General features: G+C 72.8%; 20 protein-coding genes and 1 pseudogene. 6 read left to right on the top strand and 15 right to left on the bottom strand.

Annotation, left to right across the window (positions count from 1 at the left end):
* Positions 1-4 precede the first annotated feature (4 nt).
* Together GA0070612_RS20940 and GA0070612_RS20935 are read right to left on the bottom strand one after the other, a co-directional pair.
* Positions 5-1216, bottom strand: coding sequence for a cytochrome P450 (locus GA0070612_RS20940; RefSeq protein ID WP_088989456.1), 1212 nt, complete (start codon positions 1214-1216; stop codon positions 5-7).
* A 66-nt stretch (positions 1217-1282) separates the two neighbouring features.
* Positions 1283-2587 carry an SGNH/GDSL hydrolase family protein gene (locus GA0070612_RS20935; RefSeq protein WP_088989455.1) on the bottom strand — a complete coding sequence of 435 codons (1305 nt, stop codon included), beginning with the start codon at positions 2585-2587 and terminating at the stop codon, positions 1283-1285.
* A 265-nt stretch (positions 2588-2852) separates the two neighbouring features.
* Here GA0070612_RS20935 and GA0070612_RS20930 point away from each other — a divergent pair, with 265 nt between their 5' ends.
* The 4 genes from GA0070612_RS20930 to GA0070612_RS20915 are packed head-to-tail and all read left to right on the top strand — an operon-like array spanning position 2853 to position 6993.
* Entirely contained in the window at positions 2853-4412 is a 1560-nt protein-coding gene (locus tag GA0070612_RS20930) for an AMP-binding protein (RefSeq protein WP_088989454.1), read from the top strand.
* Entirely contained in the window at positions 4409-5623 is a 1215-nt protein-coding gene (locus tag GA0070612_RS20925) for an MFS transporter (RefSeq protein WP_088989453.1), read from the top strand. The genes GA0070612_RS20930 and GA0070612_RS20925 overlap by 4 nt, the downstream gene beginning before the upstream one ends.
* Before the next feature lie 48 nt (positions 5624-5671).
* Positions 5672-6571: an aminoglycoside phosphotransferase family protein gene (locus GA0070612_RS20920; RefSeq protein ID WP_167393656.1), complete on the top strand. Its 900-nt coding sequence runs from the start codon at positions 5672-5674 to the stop codon at positions 6569-6571.
* Positions 6572-6588: 17 nt separating this feature from the next.
* Positions 6589-6993, top strand: a complete 405-nt coding sequence (locus GA0070612_RS20915; protein ID WP_088991651.1) for an MmcQ/YjbR family DNA-binding protein — start codon at positions 6589-6591, stop codon at positions 6991-6993.
* On the opposite strand, the gene GA0070612_RS20910 is transcribed toward GA0070612_RS20915, so the two are convergent.
* On the bottom strand, positions 6990-7607 hold the full coding sequence (locus tag GA0070612_RS20910) for a hypothetical protein (RefSeq protein WP_088989451.1): 618 nt from the start codon (positions 7605-7607) through the stop codon (positions 6990-6992). The two genes, GA0070612_RS20915 and GA0070612_RS20910, sit on opposite strands and share 4 nt — an antisense overlap.
* A gap of 314 nt (positions 7608-7921) precedes the next feature.
* Between GA0070612_RS20910 and GA0070612_RS20905 the strand changes: the two genes are divergently transcribed.
* Both GA0070612_RS20905 and GA0070612_RS20900 read left to right on the top strand, forming a co-directional pair.
* Complete coding sequence (locus tag GA0070612_RS20905) at positions 7922-9838, top strand: S1 family peptidase (protein ID WP_088989450.1); 1917 nt, start codon at positions 7922-7924, stop codon at positions 9836-9838.
* Between the two features lie 82 nt (positions 9839-9920).
* Positions 9921-10595, top strand: coding sequence for an SGNH/GDSL hydrolase family protein (locus GA0070612_RS20900; protein WP_088989449.1), 675 nt, complete (start codon positions 9921-9923; stop codon positions 10593-10595).
* Positions 10596-10620: 25 nt separating this feature from the next.
* Here the strand turns inward: GA0070612_RS20900 and GA0070612_RS20895 are convergent, their stop codons facing one another.
* The 12 genes and pseudogenes from GA0070612_RS20895 to GA0070612_RS20840 form a co-directional block, all read right to left on the bottom strand.
* A complete protein-coding gene (locus GA0070612_RS20895) occupies positions 10621-10875 on the bottom strand; it encodes a MafI family immunity protein (protein ID WP_088989448.1) in 255 nt (84 codons plus the stop codon).
* A gap of 72 nt (positions 10876-10947) precedes the next feature.
* On the bottom strand, positions 10948-12306 hold the full coding sequence (locus GA0070612_RS20890) for a hypothetical protein (RefSeq protein WP_167393655.1): 1359 nt from the start codon (positions 12304-12306) through the stop codon (positions 10948-10950).
* Positions 12303-13271, bottom strand: a complete 969-nt coding sequence (locus tag GA0070612_RS20885) for an alpha-ketoacid dehydrogenase subunit beta (RefSeq protein WP_088989447.1) — start codon at positions 13269-13271, stop codon at positions 12303-12305. Before GA0070612_RS20885 ends, GA0070612_RS20890 begins: the two co-directional genes overlap by 4 nt.
* A gap of 1 nt (position 13272) precedes the next feature.
* Positions 13273-14244, bottom strand: a complete 972-nt coding sequence (locus GA0070612_RS20880) for a thiamine pyrophosphate-dependent dehydrogenase E1 component subunit alpha (protein ID WP_088989446.1) — start codon at positions 14242-14244, stop codon at positions 13273-13275.
* A gap of 8 nt (positions 14245-14252) precedes the next feature.
* Positions 14253-14393, bottom strand: a pseudogene (locus GA0070612_RS20875) (DUF3050 domain-containing protein); the annotation flags it as partial.
* A 1-nt stretch (position 14394) separates the two neighbouring features.
* Entirely contained in the window at positions 14395-15306 is a 912-nt protein-coding gene (locus GA0070612_RS20870; protein WP_088989445.1) for a phytanoyl-CoA dioxygenase family protein, read from the bottom strand.
* Positions 15303-16394 carry a 4-hydroxyphenylpyruvate dioxygenase gene (gene hppD / locus GA0070612_RS20865; protein ID WP_088989444.1) on the bottom strand — a complete coding sequence of 364 codons (1092 nt, stop codon included), beginning with the start codon at positions 16392-16394 and terminating at the stop codon, positions 15303-15305. Before hppD ends, GA0070612_RS20870 begins: the two co-directional genes overlap by 4 nt.
* Before the next feature lie 74 nt (positions 16395-16468).
* Positions 16469-17707, bottom strand: coding sequence for a beta-ketoacyl-[acyl-carrier-protein] synthase family protein (locus GA0070612_RS20860; RefSeq protein ID WP_088989443.1), 1239 nt, complete (start codon positions 17705-17707; stop codon positions 16469-16471).
* Positions 17704-19320: a class I adenylate-forming enzyme family protein gene (locus tag GA0070612_RS20855; RefSeq protein WP_088989442.1), complete on the bottom strand. Its 1617-nt coding sequence runs from the start codon at positions 19318-19320 to the stop codon at positions 17704-17706. The genes GA0070612_RS20860 and GA0070612_RS20855 overlap by 4 nt, the downstream gene beginning before the upstream one ends.
* Positions 19317-19886: a beta-ketoacyl synthase chain length factor gene (locus GA0070612_RS20850; RefSeq protein WP_408630508.1), complete on the bottom strand. Its 570-nt coding sequence runs from the start codon at positions 19884-19886 to the stop codon at positions 19317-19319. The genes GA0070612_RS20855 and GA0070612_RS20850 overlap by 4 nt, the downstream gene beginning before the upstream one ends.
* Complete coding sequence (locus GA0070612_RS20845) at positions 19883-20989, bottom strand: beta-ketoacyl-[acyl-carrier-protein] synthase family protein (protein ID WP_088989440.1); 1107 nt, start codon at positions 20987-20989, stop codon at positions 19883-19885. The genes GA0070612_RS20850 and GA0070612_RS20845 overlap by 4 nt, the downstream gene beginning before the upstream one ends.
* Positions 20982-21227 carry a hypothetical protein gene (locus tag GA0070612_RS20840; RefSeq protein WP_088989439.1) on the bottom strand — a complete coding sequence of 82 codons (246 nt, stop codon included), beginning with the start codon at positions 21225-21227 and terminating at the stop codon, positions 20982-20984. Before GA0070612_RS20840 ends, GA0070612_RS20845 begins: the two co-directional genes overlap by 8 nt.
* Positions 21228-21315: the final 88 nt, after the last annotated feature.

Raw genomic sequence — 21315 nt, 5'->3', positions numbered from 1 at the left:
GCTCCTATCCGCCGGTGCTGACGAGCAGCTTGTCGATGCCGCGCAGGAACAGGCTGCCGCTGTACGTGGGTGTCTCGGTGACCGTCAGGCCCGGGAAGCGGGCGAACAGGCGGGGCAGCGCGAGACGCCCCTCCAACCGGGACACCGCCGCGCCGAGACAGAAGTGCAACCCCACCCCGAAGGCCAGCGACGGCGGGCCGGGCCGGGTCGGGTCGAAGACGTCCGGCTCGGGGAAGCGTGCCGGATCCCGGTTGGCCGCACCGATGATGATCAGCACGTTGTCGTCCCGGGCCACCGGCACGCCGGCCAGTTCCGTGTCCGTCGGCGCGGCCCGGGCCAGGAAGTGCACGGGGCTCTCCAGCCGCAGCACCTCGTCGACGCAGCCCTGGGTCAGTTTCTCGTCGGTGCTCAGCGCGGCGACCGTCTTCGGGTGGGCCAGCAGCAGCGGCAGGCCGTTGCTGAACATGTAGACGGTGGTGACGAAACTGGCGTTGAACAGCACGATCAGGTTGCTGATCAGCTCGTCCTCGGTCAGCTCCACCTCACCCGAGTCGAGGGCCTCCACGAGCCCGCTGAGCAGGTCGTCACCGGGCGTCCTGCGGCGGTGCGCCAGCAGCTCCCGGTAGAAGACCCGCAGCTCCTCGGCCGCCGTGTTGGCGGCGGCCAGCCGCTGCGGGGTCTTCCCGGCGACGTCGAGGAACTCGTCGATCCAGTCCACCCGTTCGCGGTACCACGCCAACTGCCCCGCCGGGATGCCGATGAACTCGGCCATCACCAACGCCGGGATCGGGTACGCGAAGTCCGCCACGAAGTCGACTTCGCTGTTCCCGGCGTCGGCCATCCGGTCCAGCAGGTCGTCGACGACGCGTACGATCACCGGTTCCAGCGCGCCCAGCCGACGCGGGGTGAAGGTGCGGGAGAACACGTGCCGCATCCGCGTGTGGTCGGGCGGGTTCACGAACATCATCGAGGTCTGGAAGGTGCGCAGGATCTCCTGTTCCTGCCAGCCCGGCGGTGGTTGTTTGGTCCACTCCGGATCGCGCAGCACCTCGTCGATCACGTCGTAGCCGACCGCCACCGCGGCCACCGTCTTGTGCTCGGCGCGGGGCGGCACCGCGCTGACCGGGCCGAGCCGGTGCAGCTCGGCGTACCACGGATAGGGGTTCTGTCGGCCCTCTTCGCTGTACAGGCCGGTGAGCAGTTCCTGCACCGTCACGACGTCGTCCTCCCCAGGATGTCGACGCCGGGGGCGGCGGGGATCGCCCGCCACCCCCGGCCGGTGTCAGAGGCCGAGCAGCCGCAGCGGCACGGCGTCGGCGAGGGCCTGGTTGCCGGCGTCGTTCGGGTGGATGTGATCCCCCGAGTCGTACGCGGGCAGCAGCGCGCTGGGCCGCGCCGGGTCACGCAGCACCCGGTCGAAGTCGAGCAGCCCGTCGAACTCCCGGCTGCCCCGCAGGTACGTGTTGACCGCCTGGCGGGTGGCCTCCTTCTGCGCGGTCCACACGCCGGGCGCCCCGTGCCCCTCGTACGGGGTCAGCGTGGCCACCAGGCTGGTCAGTCCGCGCTGCTGGACCTGCTGGTTGATCTGCCGGAGGGTGGCGATGATCGCCTCGGGTGAGTCGTTGGACATCCAGATGTCGTTGATGCCCAGGTGGGTGACGACGGTACGCACACCGGTCTGCGCGAAGACGTCCTCGTTGAGCCGGGCCGCCGCGTTCGGGCCGAGCTGGTAGTAGCCCGGGTAGTTGCCGTCACCCGGTTCGGTGCCCTCGTGGTTCAGGCGGTTGCCGGCCAGGCTGAGGTTGAGCACACCGGGGGTACGCGCGTCCGGGCGGGCGGCGAGCAGCCGGTCGGACAGCAGGTCGGGCCAGCGCCGGTTGGCGTTGACGGTGCTGCCGTTGCCGTCACCGATGGAGTCGCTGAGCACCACCAACGCGCCCGGGGTCGCCTTGCGGTGCACGTCGATGCCGGAGAGGAAGAACCAGCAGCAGGTGGGTCGGGTGGTGAACCCGGTGCCCTCGGCGGCCCCGGTCAGGTCGCCGGCGCCGATGAAGTTGGCCTGCTGGGACTGCCCGTGGAAGGTGGTCGGGCCGGTCGGCGTCGGGAAGTGCACGGTGACCACCAGGTCGCTGTCGTCCGCGACCGGGAACGTCAACGGGTCGCTGAGCAGCTCGGCGCCCCGGTTCATGGTCGCCGAGGCGACGCCGCTGAAGGTCAGCGGACGCAGCGAGGCCGGATCGATGTCGGACAGGTCGTCGGGGGTGGCGGTGTCGGGGCGGGCGACGGTGGCCCGGCCGACGGCGACCGCCTGCTCGCCGTACAGGTTGCTCAGCCGGACCCGCAGTGCCGGGCCGCCCACCGAGACGTGCACGACCATCCGGACACTCTGGTTGTTGAGGCCGGTGTTGGTCAGGCCGACCGAGTTGCCGCGGGTGACCGCGGTGGCCCAGCTACCCGCCCAGTCGAAGCGGTCGGGTCGGCCGGCGCCGGCCTCGGACGGGCCGGCGCTGGCGACGACGGCGGGTGCCCCGGCGACCAGTAACACAGCCGCGGCGGCGACGACATGCCATCTCTTCGGGGTCGACATGGAACCTCCATCGTGTGGCAGCCCAGGGTCGTCCACGGACGGCTCCCGCCTGGACGATGGTCCAGAAACCTAGCCGCCGCCGCTGACGGGCGTCAATCAACCTGATCGACGCGATCAAATGTCCGGCGGGTCTGCCGGACCGCCCGTCGGCACGGTTCCGACCAGCCGTTACCGGCCTAGGCTCGCAGGCGGTGGGCCCACCGGAGCGCGCGCCGCCGTCGCGTCGTCACCGGGCGCGCCGCTTTCTGAAGAAGGGGGCCACCGGATGACTGACGGAGCTGGGCGTACGACGACCTACGTGGACCGGGCGCTGGATCTCTTCGCCGACTTCGGTGACCGGGAGGCGCTGGTCGGCGGCGGACGCAGACTCACCTACGTCGAGGCCGCCGCGCTGGTGCGGACGATGGCGGCGACGCTGACCCGGCACGGCGTACGCCCCGGCGCGGCGGTGCTGGTGACCGTCGCGAACGCGGTCGAGGGCCCGTTGCTCCAGCTCGCGTTGCACCTGATCGGCTGCCGGACGATGTGGGTCGCTCCGGTCACGTCCCGCCGGGAGGTCGACGAGTTCATCAGCCTGGCCCGCCCGGACGCCCTGGTCTACGACGCCCGGGATCCGGGCAGCCTGGGCCCGGCCCTGGCCGCCGCGCTGCCCGGCACGCCGGTGTGCTGCCTGGGCGCGGGCGGCGCCGGCCCGGACCTCACCGCTCCCGCCGACGTGGCGGAGTTACCGGCGCCCGGGGCGACGCCGGAGTCGTTCCTGCAGACCAGCGGCACCACCGGCAGCCCCAAGCTGGTGCACCACACCGAGGGTTTCTACGCCCAGATCCTCACCCTGGCCGCCGACTTCCGTGCCGCCGGGTTCCCCCTGCTGCGGCACCTGTCGCACTCACCGATGTGGCTGGCCAGCGGGCAGATCACCGCCCTGTTCAACCTGTTCACCGGTGGGGTGCTGTTCCTGCGCGACGACTGGGACCCGGCGGCCTTCGTGGACACCGTCCAGCGGGAGCGCATCACCTCCACCTTCGTCACCCCGCCGATGCTCTACGAGCTGCTGGACCACCCGGCGCTGGTCGGCGCGGACTTCTCCACCATGTTCATGTTCAATGTGGGCGCCGGGCCCGCCGCGCCCGCCCGGCTGCGCCAGGCCATCGCGCGGTTCGGCCCGGTCCTGCGCATCGTGTACGGCCTCAGCGAAGCCGTCGTGATCACCGCGCTGCCCGGGTTGACCGACGACCCGGAGCACCCGGAGCGGCTGCGCTCCTGCGGCCGCCCGTACGGCGACGTGCGCATCGAGATCCGCGACGACGACGGCACGGTGCTGCCCACCGGACGCGACGGTGAGGTGTGGGTGCACACCCGGCTGAGCTTCGCCGGCTACCACGGTCAGCCGGAGTTGACCGCGCAGACGCTCGTCGACGGCTGGGTGCGTACCCGCGACATCGGTCACCTGGACGACGACGGTTACCTCTACCTGGTCGACCGCGCGCACGACATGATCGTCACGCACCGGCGGAACTGGGCGATCTTCTGCCGTCCGATCGAGGACGTGCTGGCCGGGCACCCCCAGGTACGCGCCGCCGCCGTGATCGGCGTACCGGACGAGACGGTCGGCGAGGTCCCGTACGCGTACGTGGTGCTCGCCCCGGGCGCGACCGTGGGCGGGGCGGAGCTGATCGACCTGGTGACCGCGGAACTCAACGAGATGTGGGCGCCGGCCGCTGTCGAGATCGTCGACCGGCTGCCGGTGAACCGGTCGGTGAAGGTGGACAAGCGGGCGTTACGCGAGCGGTACGCGGCGCGACGGGCGGCGGCGGTCGGGACGTGACGCCCCGCCGGCAACTGGTGGTCCTGGTCGGCGCGGACCTGATCTCCAACCTGGGTACCCGCATCTCGGTGGTGACGATCCCGTGGCTGGTGCTGGTCAGCACCGACAGCCCGACCAAGATGGGCCTGGTCGCGTTCGCCGAGACCCTGCCGTACCTGCTGTCCAGCGCGTTGGGCACGCCGTGGGCGGACCGGTTCGGTCTGCGTCGCACGTCGATCCTCTGCGACGCGGGCAGCGCGGTGGCCATGGTGGTCGTCGCGCTGACCCCGTGGCTGGGCTTCGCGCCGCTGGTGGCCCTGGTCGCGGTGGCCGGCGCGCTGCGCGGCATCGGCGACCGGGTCAAGCACGTGATGTTCCGACCGGTCGCCGAGGCCGCCGGGGTGCCGCTGATCCGGTTGACCTCGGCGTACGACGGGCTGAGCCGGGTGGTGACCCTGTTCGGCGCCGCGGTGGGCGGTGTGCTGATCGCCGCGTTCGGGGTGACCGAGGCGATCCTCATCGACGCGGCCACCTTCGGGGTCTGCGCGCTGCTGATCGGCGTCCTGGTGCGTCCGCCGGCCACCCCGTCGCCACCGGGCCCGCCGGAGAACTACCTTCGTGCGCTGCGCGGTGGGTTCGGCTACCTGGCTCGGGACCGGCCGCTGCTCGGCATGCTGGTGGTCGTCTCGGCGCTGAACATGGTGGCCAACGCCAGTGTGGCCGTCTACATCCCGGTCTGGGTGGCTCGGGAGCTGCACGGGCCGAGCGGGCTGGGCCTGGTGCTGGCGGCGTTCTCGGCGGGAGCGTTGCTGGGCAACGTGGTGTTCACCGCGCTCGGGCCGAGGCTGCCCCGCCGGTTGACGTTCCTGGTCGGCGCGCTGGTCGCCGGCACACCCCGGCTGGTCGCCCTGGCGATCAGCGACGACCTGCCGGTGGTGCTCGTGGTGACCTTCCTGTCCGGGATCGGCATCGCGGCGGTCAACCCGCTGCTCGGGGTGGCGCTCTACGAACGCGTGCCGGCGGAGTTGCAGACCCGGGTGATCGGCATCGCCGGGTCCCTGGCCTTCGTCGGGTTGCCGGTCGGCGCGCTGCTCGGCGGCTGGTCGGTGGACGCGCTCGACCTCACCCCGGCGCTGCTGCTGATGGCCGCGTTCTGCCTGCTGGTCACCGCCTCTCCCCTGCTGGCCCGGACGACCACGCCGTCGCGCCCCACCCCCGCCACCACGCCGTAGAGCGCAAACCGGTTGCGGGTCGCGGCCGACGCCCGCAGGCTCGGGCGAATGAGCGCACAGCCGGACACCGGCGTAACAGAGATCAGCACCGACCTGGTGCGTCAGCTGATCGCCGAGCAGTTCCCCCGGTGGGCGCACCTGCCGGTCCGTCCGGTCGAGGTCGGCGGCTGGGACAACCGCACCTTCCACCTGGGCGACGCGATGACCGTGCGGCTGCCCAGCGACGAGGGGTACGTCCTCCAGGTCGCCAAGGAACAGCGGTGCCTGCCGGCGCTCGGGGCGCGGCTGCCGCTGGAGATCCCCACCCCGCTGGCCCACGGTTCACCCGGTGCCGGCTACCCGTACCCGTGGTCGGTGTACGGCTGGATCGACGGGCAGACCGCCCGCCCCGACCGGATCGACGACCTGACCCGGTTCGCCACGGACCTCGCGGCCTTCCTGCGCGCCCTGCGCGCCGTCGACACCGACGGCGGCCCGGCCGCCGGCCCGCACAGCGCCTGGCGGGGAGGCCCGCTGTCCACCTACGACGCCGAGACCCGCGCCGCGATCGAGACGCACCGGGACCGGTTGCCCGTCGACACGGTGACCACCATGTGGCAGGCCGCCCTCGACGCCACCTGGGCCGGGCCGCCGGTATGGTTCCACGGCGACATCGCGCACGGCAACCTGCTGGTCCGCGACGGCCGGCTCGTCGCCGTCATCGACTTCGGCTGCTGCGGCGTCGGCGACCCCGCCTGCGACACCGTGATCGCCTGGACCCTGCTGAGCGGCGACAGCCGGGCCGCCTTCCGCGACGCGCTGGGCGTGGACGACGCCACCTGGGCCCGTGGGCGTGGCTGGGCGCTGTGGAAGGCACTGATCACGCTGGACGACCCGGAACCGGAGCGGGCCGACGGGGCCCGGCACGTCCTCGGCGAACTGCTCACCGGGCACACCGTGTCGCACTGAGCCCGTACGGTGTGGTCATGCCCGGTTGGGAGGACGTACGCCGGATCGCGCTCGCGCTGCCGGAGACCACCGAAAGCCCGTCCTACGACGGGCTGCCCGCCTGGCGGGTCAGGGACAAGATGTTCGTCTGGGAGCGACCGCTGCGGCGCACCGACCTCGACGCCCTCGGCGACGCCGCCCCCGACGGCCCGATCCTCGGCGTCCGGGTGATCGACCTCGGCGTCAAGGAGGCCCTGCTCGCCGACGACCCGTCGGTCTACCTGACCACTCCGCACCTCGACGGCTACCCGGCGGTGCTGGTCCAGCTCGACCGGATCAGCCGGGCCGAGCTGACCGAGGTGATCACCGAGGCGTGGTATGCCCGCGCCCCGAAGCGGCTCGCCGCCGCCCACCGCGCCGACCAGGGGCCGACCGACGGTTAGCCGGTCGGGGCCGGCGCGGCGTGTTCGGTCCGGCAGCGGGGGCAGCGCAGGCGCGCTCCGGCGGCCGTGCGGGGCACCCGCAACCGCTGACCGCAACCGCAGGTCACCACGGGCGCCGACGCCCGCAGGTATTCGTCGCGGTCGCGGCGGGGCCACCGGCCGTGGCAGCGGGCGCACCACTTCGGCGGGTAGCTGTGGTAGTGCGCGAGACCGAACGCGCCCAGGATCATCAGGGTGACCGGGACCAGCAGAGCGAGCACGGTGAACAGGGCGGACAGCAGCCCGCCGACACCGTTCGCCACCACCACGGCCACCACCGTGAGGACGACCACCGGCACCCCGAGCAGGGTGAACCCGAAGCCCCACGCGAAGACCAGCAGGGACGGCAGGAACAGCCACATGCCGGCGGGCATCCACCGGCGGACGCCGTACCCGCCGCAGCGGGGGCAGTTCGGCGAGGCGCGGTGCGGCACGGACCGCAACGCCTTCGGGGTCAGCCACTCGACCAACCGCTTGAGGATCTCCTCGACCAGCTTGGCCGCGAGGGCCTGGAGAAACGAGTCGAGCATCCGTCGTCCCCTCCCCGTCTCGGTCTCCGGCCAGGTGTCGGCCACCGCCCATCGTGGCCGTTCGGTGCCACCGTCACGCCGCGGCACTCCGACGGGACCGGGCAGACGACGCCAACCCGACAGCGCCCGGTCGTACCTGACGGGGTCCGGTTGACTGACTGAACCGGACTGTCCCCATTGCCCGTCATTCACGGGACGGCGCCGCAGCGCATCGACCGCTATCGTCCGTACCACAGCCGACTTCCTCGACCTCACGGGGGTCTTGGTGCCGTACGGCCGCATCGGCCGACCAAGTGATCGAAGCTGCCCGGAGGCCTACCGGGTCACCGGCCAGCACCGAGCTGACAGGGAAGAGGAGCATGCGTCTCACACGCAGTCGTCGGGCCAGGCGGGCGGCGTTACTCGCCATCGCCGTCGTCGCCGGCGCGACAGTCAGTTCCACCGCGCAGGCGGTGAGCGGCGTCAGTCCGGTGCCTGCGGGCACCTACCTGTTCACCGCCAAGATCCAGAGCGACCTGGGGGCCTGTTCCGCCGCCCTGGTCGACCCGACCTGGGTGATCACCACCGCCGAATGCCTCACCACGCCGGGTCAACCCGTCGTCGCGGGCCCGCCGACACGCCCGACGAGCGTCACGGTCGGACGGACGGACCTGACCGCCACCGACGGCCACGTCATGACCGTCACCTCGCTGGTGCCGCACCCCTCCCGCAACGTGGTGCTCGCCCAGCTCGACCGACCGGCCACCGGTGTCACGCCGATCTCCCTCGGCGCTCCGGCGACGGTGGGAGAGCAGCTCATGGCTGCCGGCTTCGGCCGCACCGCCACCGAGTGGGTGCCCGACAGACTGCACACCGGCGCCTTCGCCGTCACTGGCGTCGCGGGCACCTCCGTCACCGTCGACGGCGGCGACGCCGCCACCAGCCTGTGCAAGGGCGACGCCGGTGGCCCACTGGTGCGGGTCGGCGCGGGCGCGCCCCAACTGGTCGCCCTACACGACCGCTCCTGGCAGGGCGGCTGCCTCGCCGAGACCGAGACCCGCCGCACCGCCACCGAGGTCCGGGTCGACGACCTCGGCTCCTGGATCGCGCAGAACACCCGCAACAGCTACGTGGCGCTCAATCCCGGTGCGGCCCTGTTGGACACTCGCAGCGGCATCGGCGGCACCACGGGCCCGCGTACCGGTGCGGTCACCACCGACTTCCAGGCGCTCGGGGTCGGCGGTGTCCCCTCCACGGGGGTCACCGCCGTTCTCATAGACGTCACGGCGATCAACCCCACCACCGCCGTCTACCTGACGGTGTTCCCGCAGGGTTCGCCCCGGCCGGCCACGTCGTCACTCAACGCCGTGCCCGCCGAGACGATCTCGACCACCCAGGTGGTCAAGGTCGGGCCGGACGGCAGGCTCTCCGTCTACCACCAGGGCGGCAGCACCCACGTCCGCGTCGACGTGCACGGCTACTTCACCACCAGCGGGGGCGGCGGCCTCGTCGCGGTGAAGCACACCCACATGGTCGACACCCGGAACACCACCGGCACGATCCCCACCAACGGCAGTCGCACGTTCACCCTGACCGGCGGCGTCATCCCGGCCGGAGCGACCAGCGCACTACTCGACGTGGTCGTCGTCGGCGCCGCCCACGGCGGCTACCTCAGCGCGTACGCGACGGGTGGCGCCGCCGACCCGAGCAGCGTGATGGACTACGCCGCCGGGATCACCTCGCAGGGCCTGTCGGTCAAGCTCTCCTCGGCGGGCCAGGTCACCTTCGTGAACCGGGGCCCGGCCGTGCATCTGGTGATCAGGGCGCAGGGTTACGTCGCGGCCTCCCCCACCCAGGGCGCGGATCTGCGTGTCACCCAGCCCACCCAGGTGGTGGACACCCGGGCCAACGGCGGGGCCCCGCTCAAGGCGAAGGGCGAACTGTTCCTCAACCTCAACACCGCCCTCGGCATTCCGGAGAACGCGATGGACGGCGCTCTCATCTCGGTGACGGCGGTCCACCCCACCGCGAACGGATTCCTCACCGTCGAGAAGGACGGGAGGTTCGCGTACACCAATCCGGGCGGGCCGGTGGTGGGCGACACGTCGGTGTCGAACTTCGCGGCAGGTCACCTCGCCCGCACCACGATGGTGGTGACCCGGGTCGGCCGGGACACCGGCGAGCCCGGTGACGGCCGGTCCGGCATGATCAGGATCCTGAACGCGAGCAGCGGCACCGTCCACGTGGTGGTGACCCTGCACGGCTGGTTCAACAAGCCCGCGGGCAGCACCCCCTGAGCGACGCATCGCCGCTCCCACCCCGGCGGGTGGGAGCGGCGGTGCGCTGTCCAGCGCCGGACCACTCGACTAGCCTGCCGGCATGACATCGACGGTGACCGAGTCAACAGACCCGTACTGCCTGCGGGAGGGCGAGAGCGCGGCACTGTTGCAGGGGCATCCGTGGCGGCGGTTCGTGGCACTGGGCGACAGCGTCGTCGAGGGTCTGTGCGAGCCGACGCCAGGCTACTCGGACGTGCAGTGGGCCGATCGGATCGCCGCCGAACTGGACGCCGCCGGTCCGGGTCTGTCGTACCTCAATCTGGGGCGCAGCGGGCTGCGCGCGCACGAGGTCCGCGCCACCCAGCTGGCCCCGGCGTTGGCGTTCGGTCCGGACCTGGCGCTCGTGGTGTGCGGCGGCAACGACGCCTTCCGGTCCCGGTACGACGCGGACAGCGTCGACGGGGAACTGACCGAGATGATCGTCGCCCTTCAGCAGGCCGGCGCGGCCGTGATCACGGTGGGCATGTTCGACGTCTCGCACAGTCCGGCGGTGCCGGAGGCGGCGCGCCCCGGTCTGCGGGAGCGGATGGGCCGCCTGTCCGCGCACACCGCCCGACTCGCCGAGCGTCTGGGCACCCTGCACGTGCACCTCACCAACCACCCGCTGACGGCCGACCCGACCCTGTACAGCACCGACGGCCGTCACGGCAGCGCCCGCAGCGACGCGGTAGCAACGGCCGAAACCCTCCGCGTCCTGTCCGCCCACCGCGCCTGACCTCCGGCCCTCGACACCTGCGGGGTCAGGTGACCAGTTCGTCGAGGCGGTGCAGGGACGTGACGTCCTCCAGCTCCACCGTCATCGCCTCAAGTCGGTCGTAGTAGGCCCGCGACAGCGGCAGGGCGTCCTCGTAGAGGAATTCACAGAGGGTTTCGAAGGCAAGGCCGACCTCACCGGCCCGGATGTGGTCCCTGACGTCGGCACGGATTCCCGGACGCAGCAACGGCGCGTCCGCCACGAGATCGAGCACCGCTGCCTGCAGCTGTCCGAAGTACACGGGCAGACCCTAGAGTGCCCTCCCGCGTTGGCCCACCCCAACCCCATGATCATCCGGGGGTGAGGGGCCGGGTCAGTCCTTCAGGAGGACTCCCGTCAGGAGGACGCCGTGGGCCAGGTTGAGGACGCCGTCGCAGCCGGGGTAGCCGACCCTCGCCAGGCCGCCGGAGGCGGTCCGGCCGAACAGGTACGGGGCCAGGGAGTACGGGACGTCGGCCGTCACCGTGTCACCCGTCTCGATCTGCACGAAGTCCATCGGCACCCGGTCGGTCGGCAGGTACTCCTGGAGGATCGCGCCGCCCTGCTCGACGGCGGCCCGGACGCCGGCCGCCCACTCCGTCGGGCTCAGCTCCGGGCCGAGCAGCACGCCGTGCCCGGCCGAACCATCGGCGGGTTTGGCCACCAGCGTCGCCTGCTGGGCGACGGCCCGGTCGAGCACCCCGGCGGTCAACGGCACGGTGTACGGCACGTGCCGCCGGATCAGCGTCTGGTCGTCGGCGGGTAGCCCGTCCAGGTCCTCCCACAACCAGGCGAACGTGGTCTTGTTGCCGAGCAGCCAGGCCGCCGCCGACACGAACATCGGCAGGGTGCCCGCCGCGAGGGCGTCGGCCACCGCGTCGAGGCCGGCGGTCGGGGTGACCCGGTTGGGCACGAACAACCGGAACAACGCGTCGACCGGCGCGCCGTCGACCACCAGGCGGTTGTCGGCGTCCACGGTGGCGGTGGAGAGGGGCGCGATGACCAGGTCGATGCCGAAGTCCCGGGCCCGGACGGCGAGGGGGTCGAGGATCCGGATGAACGTCTCCGGGTCGTCGAGGCCGGGATAGTCCGCGTCGAAGTCCATCAGCAGCGCCAGCCGGGCACCGTCGGGCAGCCGCAGTTCCTCCCGGATCGCCGCGAACCGCTGGTCCAGCAGGGACGGGGCGGCCCGCACCGGAAGGCCGTCGAGGATGCCCTGCTCCTCGTACAGGCGCGCGTACCGCTGGATGACGGTGTCGGCGTCGAACCCGCCGCCGAGGCTGCTGTCGATGTTGTACTCGACGAACTTCGGCACCCCGCCGGCGAAGATCACATCCGGGCGGTACGCGGCCAGCAGCGCCTCGGTCAGCGGCTCGGACTCGTCCAGCAGCAGGGTCTCCCCCGCCGGCACGCCGAGCAGTCGGCGCAGCTCACCGGCGGTGCCCGCCCGACGGCGGCAGGCGTCGAGGATGAGCTGGGCGAGCCGGTCGCAGACCTCGTTGAGCTCCCGCCAGGCGTCGGCGGCCAGCACCGGAGGGCGGGCCAGCCGCCACTGCTTGTTGTAGGTGGCCCGGCCGTGGAAGACCTGCTCCCAGGCCGCCGCCCCACTGCCCACCATGGCCCGCCGGGCCAGCTCCGGCAGCTCGGCCCAGGCCCGATCGGCCGCCGGCCACACGTAGTTCGGGTCGATCATGAGGTGTCCTTCATCGTCAGGTGGATGGCGGTGGCGAGCTGCTCCCGGCCAGGTTGCACGGCGCGGTCCAGGGCCGGCGCGAACGGCAGCACCGCGCCGTCCGGTCGGGTGACCCGGCGCGGCGGGGCGAGCAGTCGCACCCGCTCCAGCACCGAGGCGATGATCTCGGCGGCCATCCCGCAGGACCGGTTGCCGTCGTCGAGCACGACGAGACGTCCGGTGCGGGCCACCGACTCGGTGAGACCGTCGATGTCGAACGGGTAGAGGGTGCGCGGGTCGAACACCTCCACCGAGACCTGGCCGGCCAGCTCGTCGGCGACGGCGAGCGCGTCGTGCACCAGGTGCCCGATCGCGACCACCGTCACGTCGTCGCCGACGCGGTGGATCCGCCCCCGGCCCAGCGGCACCGGCGACAGGTCGTCGACGTCGTCGCGTACGTCCATCGCGCCGGCGGGGGCGAACACCACCACCGGGTCGTCGTGCCGGATCGCGGTGACCAGCAGGCCGTAGGCGTCGGCCGGGGTGGCCGGTACGACGGTGACGACGCCGACGTGCGCGAAGAGGCTGTACGGGTGGTCGGAGTGCTGCCCGGCCCAGCCGGTCCGCGACCCGGAACCGGGCACCAGGTAGGTGACCGGCACCGCGCACTGCCCACCGGTCATCAGCGGGAACTTGTGCGCGTGGTTGACGATCTGCTCGAAGACCAGGAACAGCAGCGACGGGATCTGGAACTCGATCACCGGCCGCAGCCCGGCCAGCGCCGCCCCGGTGGCGAAGCTGGTGAACGCCTGCTCGGACAACGGGGTGTCGCGGACCCGGTCGACGCCGAACCGCTTGGCCAGGCCGGTGGTCACCATCGACGCCCCGACCTGGACGTCCTCGCCGAGCAGGAACACCGCCTCGTCGCGGGCCAACTCGTCGGCGAGGGCCCGGGTCAGCGCCCGCCGGTACGACAGTCGGGGCATCTCAACCACCTCCGGTGCGGGCGGTCAGGCCGCTGGCGTACAGGTACGCCGTCGCGTCGGCCGGGTCGGGGTGCGGGCTGGTCAGGGCGAAGTCCACCGCCGCGTCGAGCGTCGCCTCGATTTCGGCGTCCACCGCCGCCCGATCGGCGGCGGAGAGCCGCGCACCCTGGATGTCCACCGGGTCGCGGGCCCGACCGCGGGTCACCTCGTCGGGCGTGCGGTAGTCGAGGCGTACCGCGTGTTCGAAGGTGTGGTGGACGTCGAAGCGGTAGGTGCGGGCCTCGATCAGCTCGGGGCCGCCCCCGGCGCGCATCCGGTCGACGGCGGCGGCTGCGGCGACGCGTACCCCCTCGGGGTCCTGGCCGTCGACCACGACGGCCGGGATGCCGAACGCGGCGGCCCGGTCGGTGATGCTGCCGGCCACCGCGCCGGCGACCGGCATGGTGGTGGCGTAGCCGTTGTTCTCGCACACGAACAGCACCGGCACCCGCCACAGCGCGGCCAGGTTGAACGCCTCCAGAAGCATCCCCTCGTTGACCGCGCCGTCGCCGAAGAAGCTCACCCCCACGGTGTCACGGCCTCGGCGGCGGTGCGCCCACACCGCGCCCGTGACGATCGCGCCGGAGGCCCCCACTATCGCGTTGGCGCCGAGCACACCGAGGCTCAGGTCGGCGGCGTGCATCGACCCGCCCCGGCCGGCGTTGAGGCCGGTGACCCGGCCGCACAGCTCGGCGACCATCCGGGCCGGGTCCGCGCCCCGGGCCAGCACGTGCCCGTGGCCGCGGTGGGTGCCGGCGAGCACGTCGTCGGCGCCCAGGGCGGCGCAGACGCCGGCGGCGATCCCCTCCTGACCGAGGTACGGGTGGATGCCGCCGACGATCTGCCCGCCGTGGACCAGCTCCACCGCCCGTTCCTCGAACCGGCGGATCAGCCGGACCGTGCGGTAGAGCCGGACCGGGTCGGCGTCGGTCACGCCGGTCCCTCCATGAAGGTGACCAGCGCCTCGTGGGTGTCCAGGCTGGCGTAGAGGGGGTGCCTGACCACCGCGTCGCGCCGGTCGGTCACCGCCCGCTCCAACCGTTCGATGCCCGGGTGCGTCCTACCCCAGTCGTACCGTGACATGTCAGCCTCCCTGCGGGGCGCGGTGGCGCCAGATGACCGGGCAGTAGTCGGGATCGGCGTAGTCCGGTCGCCCCTCGTGGGTGCGCCGGACCAGCACGTCGTGGTTGTACGCGGCGAGCGTGCCGTCGGAGAGCGGATACTCCCGCCAGGCGTTGTCGCCGTCCTGCAGGTGCAGCGAGATCGCCTGCCGGGGGCGACCGCTGACGTTGGGTCCGCTGCCGTGGTAGGTGCGGCAGTGGTGGAAGCTCACGTGTCCCTTGGGGATCACCATCGGGATCTTGCGGATCTCCGCGCCGTTGTACGCGGCGTTCTCCGCCAGCATCTCCTCCAGCTGGCCGCGGTCCCGGTCGGCGAAGTGCCGCACCACCGTGTCGTCCGCGCCGATCTCCTTCCACCGGTGCGAGCCGTCGACCATGGTGATGGTGCCCATCTCCTCCCCGCAGTCGTGGAACGGGATGAACGCGGTGAGCATCTTCTCCGACGACGAGGACGCCCAGTAGTGCTTGTCGAAGTGCCAGGGCACGATGTTGCTCGGCTCACCGTCGATCGGCGGTTTGTAGATCAGCGTGGACTGGAAGACGCGGATCTCGTCGGCCTCGGCGAGCCGGGCGGCGACCGCGCCGATCAGCGGCTTGCGCAGGATCGCGCCGAGCCCGTCGTGTTCGTGGTGGACGTAGTCGTTGTGCCGCTGCACCGGCCCCTTCGACGGGTCCCAGTAGGCCAGCTTCGGTGGTCGTACCGGCAGCCGCCGGTCCCGCTCACCGTCGTAGTAGCGCTGCGTGGCGGCGGCGAGGGCGTCCACCTCGTCGTCGGTGAAGAGCTTCTTCGACAGGTACCAGCCGTGCTCGGCGTAGTGGCGCACGTCCTCGTCGGAGGGGAGCAGCGCCCGCTCCTCGTCGGTGAGCGGGGTCATGCGCCCACCCCCTGCGGGGTGGCCGCCACGGTGGCGAGTTCCCGTTCCTTGGCCTCGTAGAGCGCCTTGATGTTGCCGCTGCCGAAGCCCCGCGCGCCGCGCCGTTCGATCAGCTCCAGGAACAGGGTGCGGCGCACGTGCATCGACTCGGCGAAGATCTGCAACAGTTGGCCGTCGTGGTCGGAGTCGACGAGGACGCCCAGCTCACGCAGCCGCTCCAGCGGCGCGTCCACCCGACCGACCCGGGCCTCCAGGGCGTCGTAGTAGCTGCCCGGGGTGCCCGCGAAGCGCACCCCGCGCCGGCCCAGCGCCTCGACGGCGGTGAGGATGTCGTCGGTGCGCAGGCCCAGGTGCTGCACTCCCCCACCGGCGTGCTGGTCGAGGAACGCGTCGATCTGCCCCGGGCGCCGGGCCCGGTCCGGTTCCAGCAGCACCACCGTCACCCGACCGGATCCGCTCTGCACCACCTTCGAGTTCATCCCCTGCCCGTCGACCTCGATGTGCTCCTCGAAGATCTGCGCGAAGTCGAACAGCGACTCGAAGTGGCGCACCGTGTCGTCGAGCTGACCGGGTGGCACGCAGACCGCGAGGTGGTCGATCTCGGCGAGCACCGGCGGGTGCTCCTGCGCCGACGGCGGCGTCGGTGTGATGGCCCCGGGCAGGAAGTCCGCCCGGTCCCCACGGCGCTGCACCAACCGGTGCCGCACGTCGGCGAACCCGTCCACCTCGGCGAACACCACCTCGGCGTCCGCGCCGGTGCGGGTGGTCGGTGGCGTCACCGCCGTCGCGCCGCGAGCCACCAGCTCGGCGTACGCGGACGCCACGTCGTCGACCTCGACCGCGACGACAGCGATGCCGTCGCCGTGACGCTGCACGTACCGCGCCGCCGGATGCTCGGCGCTCAGCCCGGAGGTGAGCAGCAACCGGATGTCGCCGTGGCAGAGCAGCAGTGAGCGCTGCCCGTCCAGCCCGGTCTCCGGGCCACCCTGGCCGCAGACGTCGAAGCCGACGGCGGTGCTGAAGTAGAAGGCCGCCTGTCGGGCGTCCCCCACGTAGAGTTCGATGTGGTCGATACCACGGATGTCCATGTCCCCTGAAACCCCTCCCACACAATTCCCCCCGTCCTGCCGTCCGGGCGTGCCCGCCCGGGATGTCGCGTCGATCACCTCCTCGGCTCGGCGACACGCGCGAGCAGCAGGCTCACGTTCTGACCGCCGAACCCGAACGAGTTCGTCACCGCGTACTCCGGGTCGGCCTTGCGCGGCGTGCCACGAATGTGGTCCGCCGGGCAGGCCGGGTCCGGGTCGTCGAGGTGGTACGTCGGCGGCAGCAGCCCTCGGCCGAGCGCCAACGCGGTGGCCGCCGTCTCCAGGACACCGGACGCGCCGAGCAGGTGGCCGGTGAGCGCTTTGGTGGAGCTGACCGGAACGCCGCCGACACCGAAGACGTCCGCGAGGGCGGTGGTCTCCGCGATGTCGCCGCGCTTCGTGGCGGTGCCGTGCGCGTTGACGTAACCGACGGCCGCCGCCGGCACACCGGAGCTGCGCAGCGCCCGGCGGATGCAGGCGGCCGCGCCGGCGCCGTCCGGGCGGGGCGCGGTCGGGTGGTACGCGTCGGTGCTCGCCCCGAAGCCGGCCACCTCGGCGTACCCGCTCACCCCGCGCGCGGCGGCGTGCTCGGCGTTCTCCAGGACCAGCAGCGCGGCGCCCTCGGCCAGCACGAAGCCGCTGCGGGAGGTGTCGAACGGCCGGCTGGCGCGGGCCGGGTCGGTGCCGGCACGGGCCAGGGCCCGCGCGTTGCCGAAGGTGTCCGCGAAGGTCGGGAACAGCGGCGCCTCACTGGCCCCGCAGAGCACCACGTCGGCCTCCCCGGTCGCGATCAGCCGCACCGCGTCGGCGACCGCCTGCGCACCGGAGGCGCAGGCGGTGCCGACCGACGAGCTGTAACCCCGGATGCCGTGCGCGATGGCGATCCGCGCCGCCGGCATGTTCGGCAGGATCCCGGTGAGCAGGTACGGGCTGACGGCCGCCCGCCCCCGGGCGGCGCGGGCCAGCACCTGCGCCTCCAGCGTGGCCATGCCGCCGACCCCTCCGACGATCACCCCGATCCGCTCGGGGTCGACGTCGCGGCCCACCTCGATGCCGGCGTCGGCGAGAGCGTCGGCGGCGGCGAGCAGGGCGAGCACCACGATCCGGTCCAGCACCCGGGTCTCCGGCCCGGAGGCGACGGTGCGCGGGTCGACGTCGGGCAGCAGACCGGCGACGTCCAGCGACTGCGCCGCCGGGTGCCCGTCGGGCGGGCGGGTCAACCCGGAACGCCCGGTGGTCAGCGCCTCGAAGGTCTCCTCGACACCCCGCCCGACCGGGGTGAACAGACCCATCCCGGTGATCAGGGCACTCACGAGACAGCCTCGGTGAGGTAGCGCTCCCGCAGGACCACCTTGCGGACCTTGCCGGTCACGGTGACCGGGATGTCGGCGGAACGCACCGGCACGACCCGACGCACCGTCGCGCCGACGTCCGGGCCGAGGGCCGTGCGGACCCGCTCGGTGCGGTCCTCGGCCTCGTCGGCGCCGGCGGCCAACTCCAGCAACACGTCGGTGACCACCTCACCGGCCTCGGCGACGATCACCACTGTGCAGTCGGTGACGTCCGGGCAGGCGGCGAGGATCCGCTCCTCGCTCAACGCGGTGTAGAGGCGTCGCCCGTCACCGGTCTCCACCGAGTCCACCGCCCGGTCGAGGTGGTAGTAACGGCCGTCGGCGTCGGCGCGGACCAGGTCGCCGGTCAGGTACCAGCCGCGCTGACGGAACCGGTACGTGGTGGCCGAGTCGTTCCAGTAGCCACGGAACAGCGACGGCGAGTCGATGCCGAGGAAACCCACCTCACCCGTCGGCACCGGTTCGCCGTCGGCGTCGAGCACCGCGACGGTGGCGAACCGGTACGGGCGACCGATGCAGCGGCCGTACCGGTCGGTGTCGGCGCGGTGGGTGATGTGGAACATCGAGTGCCCCATCTCGCTGGAGCCCAGCCCGTCGATGAAGACCGACCCGGGCACCCTCGCCACGCCGTCGCGGGTGACGGTGTCGTGCCAGCCGACGGCGACGAGGCGGCGGATGTGCGGCTCGTGCGACGCGTCGCCGGTGTTGAACCACAGCCGCACCGAGTCCAGGTCGTACCCGGACAGGTCGAAGCGGGCCAACTCGGCCCAGGTGACCGAGAAGCCGAACACACCGTCGGGACGCCAGCGTTGGACGGCGTCGAGCACCCGCTCACCGTCCTGTTCGGACAGCAGAAGCATCTGAGCGGAGTTGCCCAGCGCCTGGTTGACCATCAACACCGTCGCGGTGTGCGGGGCGGGCAACGCGTTGAGGATCCGGTGGGTGCCCTGCGCCTGGGGCATGGTGAGCAGGTGCCGGGTGGCGGCGAAGAGGCTGGCGTGCGAGTGCAGCACCGCCTTGGGCACCCCGGTCGTCCCGGAGGTGTGGGTGATCACGATCGGGTCGTCCGGGTGGTGCCGGTAGTGCGCCGGGGCGGCGGACGGGTCGCCGCCGCCGGCCTGCGCGGGAGTGCCGAGCAGCGGTACGCCGAGGTCGTGCCCGGCCAGCAGCGCGGTGTGCTCGTCGTCGGCGAGCACCCCGACGCCCCGCAGCCGGCGGATGTACTCGGCGGCGATCTCCGGGCGGAGCTTGCCGTTCATCAACGCCGCAATGGCGCCGAGCCGGGCCAACGCCAGGTAGCTGAGCACCATGTCGGCGGCGGCGGTGGCCCACACGGCGACCGGGTCACGGGGGCGTACCCCGCGCTCGTGCAGCCAGGCGGCGCGGGCGGCGACCCGCTCGTCGAGCCGGCCCAGCGTGAGCGGTGCCTCGGCCGGGTGCCCGTCGACGGCGGTGTCGAACGTCAACCCGGGGCCGTCCGGGTCGGCGCCGTGCGCCAACACCCGGGCCAGGACGTTGCCCGCGCCCACCTCGGGGTCCGCGGCCAGGGCGGCGCGTAGTCCTCGTTTCCTCATGGTCGTCCCTCTCCCCCCAGCAGCACCGCGACCGCCTCGGTGGGCGCGTCGGGTGCCTGTTCGATCAGGATCAGCAACACCTCGTCGGCGTCGCCGTCGTCGCGGAGCAGGTCCGCCTCGGCGACGCCGTCGGCGTACGGGTCACCGGTCGGGCTCAGGCAGACCACCGGCCCGCGCAGTCCCCAGCGCGCCGCGACGTGCCCGGCGACGCTGTTGGGCACGGACTGGAAGAAGAACAGCGGCCCGATCCGTCCGCCGTCCTCGACGGTCGCCCGTACGTGCTCCGCGCTGACGCGGTCACCACTGGCGCTGACCAGCACGATCCCGGTCCGCACCCCGACGGGCACCCCCGCCGTCCCGTACCGCCGTCGCAGGCACCGTTCCGCCACCGCCACCACCACGGGCGCGAACGGCGAGGACACGAACCCCGCGACTCCCGGCGCCGGCCCGTCGTCGCCGGCCTCCGGCCACCGCGCCCGCGCCAGCACGCCCGCCTCTGGTCCTGTCGTCGATCCGGCTTCGTGGGTGCGGAGGTCGGAGGATCGCTCGGACCCGAGGTCGGTCATGGCACGCCGACCAGGAGTGCCGTGTTGGCGCCGCCGAACGCCGCGTTGAGTGTCAACGCGTGGGTCGCGGTCGTCGCGCGGGGCCGGTCGACGACGACGTCCAGCGGGCAGGCCTCGTCCGGGGCCAGCCAACCGGCGTTGACCGGCAGCGCACCGTCGCGGAGCGCGAGCGCGGTGACCACGAGTTCGAGCAGCCCGGACGCCTCCAGCGCATGCCCGTGCACCGACTTGGTGGAGCTGACCGGCACCCGCGCCGCGTGGTCGCCGAGCGCCCGGTGCAGGGCGGCGGCCTCGGCAGCGTCGCTCTGTGGGGTGCCGGTGGCGTTGGCGTTGACGTAGCCGACGGCCCGGGCCGGCAGCCCGGACCGGCGCAGCGCGGCGTCGACAGCACGGGCCAGCCCGGCCCCGGTCGGGTCCGGCTGGCACGGGTGGAAGGCGTCCCCGGCCCGCCCCCAGCCGGCGACGGTGGCCAGCGGTTCGACCCCGTGCCGACGCCCGACGCTGGACTCCAGGACCACCGCGGCCACCCCGTCACCGAGCAGCAACCCCCGCCGGTGGGCGCTGAACGGGCGGACCGCACCGTCGACCGCGAGGGCTCGACCGGCGTCGAAGAGCGCGAACTGGTCGGACTCCACCAGATATCCGGCGGCGACCACCACCCGGTCGACGTCACCCCGGGCGATCAGCGTCGCCGCGTCGGCGATCGCCGTACTCGCCGACACACACGCGCTGGTGTAGACGCGGGTGTGCCCGGACAGTCCACAGCGGACCGCGAGCTGGCCGGCGAGCGCGCCCGGGGCGAGAGCCGGCCCCGCCGGCCCGCCGTGCACGGCGAGCAGCAGGGGGCATCCGACGCGCTGCGCGGCGGTGAGACCGGCCGCGTGGCAGGCCGCGTCGACGGCGGCGGTCAGTTCGTCGGGCAGCGCACCGACATCGGGCAGGGTGGCCGCCACGGTGACCCGGCGGGCGGCGGTGTCGAAGCGGCGTACCGCCCCGAACGCCGCGACACCGGCCAGCGCGCCGGCGAGCTGCGCCTCGGCGCCCCGACCCAGGGCACTGATCGCGTGTACGCCGGTGAGCTGAGCGACCCGTCGCTCAACCATCTGCGGAGGTCGACAGCGACGCCCGGAACACCGCCAGGGCGTCGTCGACGGTACGGATTCCGGCCAGCTCGTCGTCGGTGAGGTCGAGCCGTCGGTCGTAGCGCTGCTCGACGAGGTGCACCAGCCAGGCGAGCTCCATCGAGCCGACCCGGTCGGACACCTCGGCAGCCGGTTTCGCGGTGAGTTCGGCGAGCATGGTCAGCAGGTCAGCTCGCCCCAGGTCGGGCTGACCGCCCATCAGGCCGTGTCGCTCGTCGCGGCCGTGCCGGACGTCGCCGCTGTCCCGCTCGCCGCCGCTGAGTCGCTCGTCGCCGCTGAGCCGCTCG

The sequence above is a fragment of the Micromonospora chokoriensis genome (assembly GCF_900091505.1).
Taxonomy (GTDB): domain Bacteria; phylum Actinomycetota; class Actinomycetes; order Mycobacteriales; family Micromonosporaceae; genus Micromonospora; species Micromonospora chokoriensis.
Note: the sequence above shows the minus strand (reverse complement) of the source record. Positions and strands in the feature narration are given on the sequence as shown.

Excerpts from the sequence above, each read along its gene's own strand:
- GA0070612_RS20915 (WP_088991651.1), top strand. The coding sequence starts at position 6,589 with ATGCCCGGTTGGGAGGACGTACGCCGGATCGCGCTCGCGCTGCCGGAG.
- GA0070612_RS20850 (WP_408630508.1), bottom strand. The coding sequence starts at position 19,886 with ATGACCGACCTCGGGTCCGAGCGATCCTCCGACCTCCGCACCCACGAA.
- GA0070612_RS20935 (WP_088989455.1), bottom strand. The coding sequence starts at position 2,587 with ATGTCGACCCCGAAGAGATGGCATGTCGTCGCCGCCGCGGCTGTGTTA.
- GA0070612_RS20885 (WP_088989447.1), bottom strand. The coding sequence starts at position 13,271 with ATGCCCCGACTGTCGTACCGGCGGGCGCTGACCCGGGCCCTCGCCGAC.
- GA0070612_RS20905 (WP_088989450.1), top strand. The coding sequence starts at position 7,922 with ATGCGTCTCACACGCAGTCGTCGGGCCAGGCGGGCGGCGTTACTCGCC.
- hppD (WP_088989444.1), bottom strand. The coding sequence starts at position 16,394 with ATGGACATCCGTGGTATCGACCACATCGAACTCTACGTGGGGGACGCC.
- GA0070612_RS20870 (WP_088989445.1), bottom strand. The coding sequence starts at position 15,306 with ATGACCCCGCTCACCGACGAGGAGCGGGCGCTGCTCCCCTCCGACGAG.
- GA0070612_RS20890 (WP_167393655.1), bottom strand. The coding sequence starts at position 12,306 with ATGATCGACCCGAACTACGTGTGGCCGGCGGCCGATCGGGCCTGGGCC.
- GA0070612_RS20855 (WP_088989442.1), bottom strand. The coding sequence starts at position 19,320 with ATGAGGAAACGAGGACTACGCGCCGCCCTGGCCGCGGACCCCGAGGTG.
- GA0070612_RS20930 (WP_088989454.1), top strand. The coding sequence starts at position 2,853 with ATGACTGACGGAGCTGGGCGTACGACGACCTACGTGGACCGGGCGCTG.
- GA0070612_RS20920 (WP_167393656.1), top strand. The coding sequence starts at position 5,672 with ATGAGCGCACAGCCGGACACCGGCGTAACAGAGATCAGCACCGACCTG.
- GA0070612_RS20840 (WP_088989439.1), bottom strand. The coding sequence starts at position 21,227 with ATGGGCGGTCAGCCCGACCTGGGGCGAGCTGACCTGCTGACCATGCTC.
- GA0070612_RS20845 (WP_088989440.1), bottom strand. The coding sequence starts at position 20,989 with ATGGTTGAGCGACGGGTCGCTCAGCTCACCGGCGTACACGCGATCAGT.
- GA0070612_RS20900 (WP_088989449.1), top strand. The coding sequence starts at position 9,921 with ATGACATCGACGGTGACCGAGTCAACAGACCCGTACTGCCTGCGGGAG.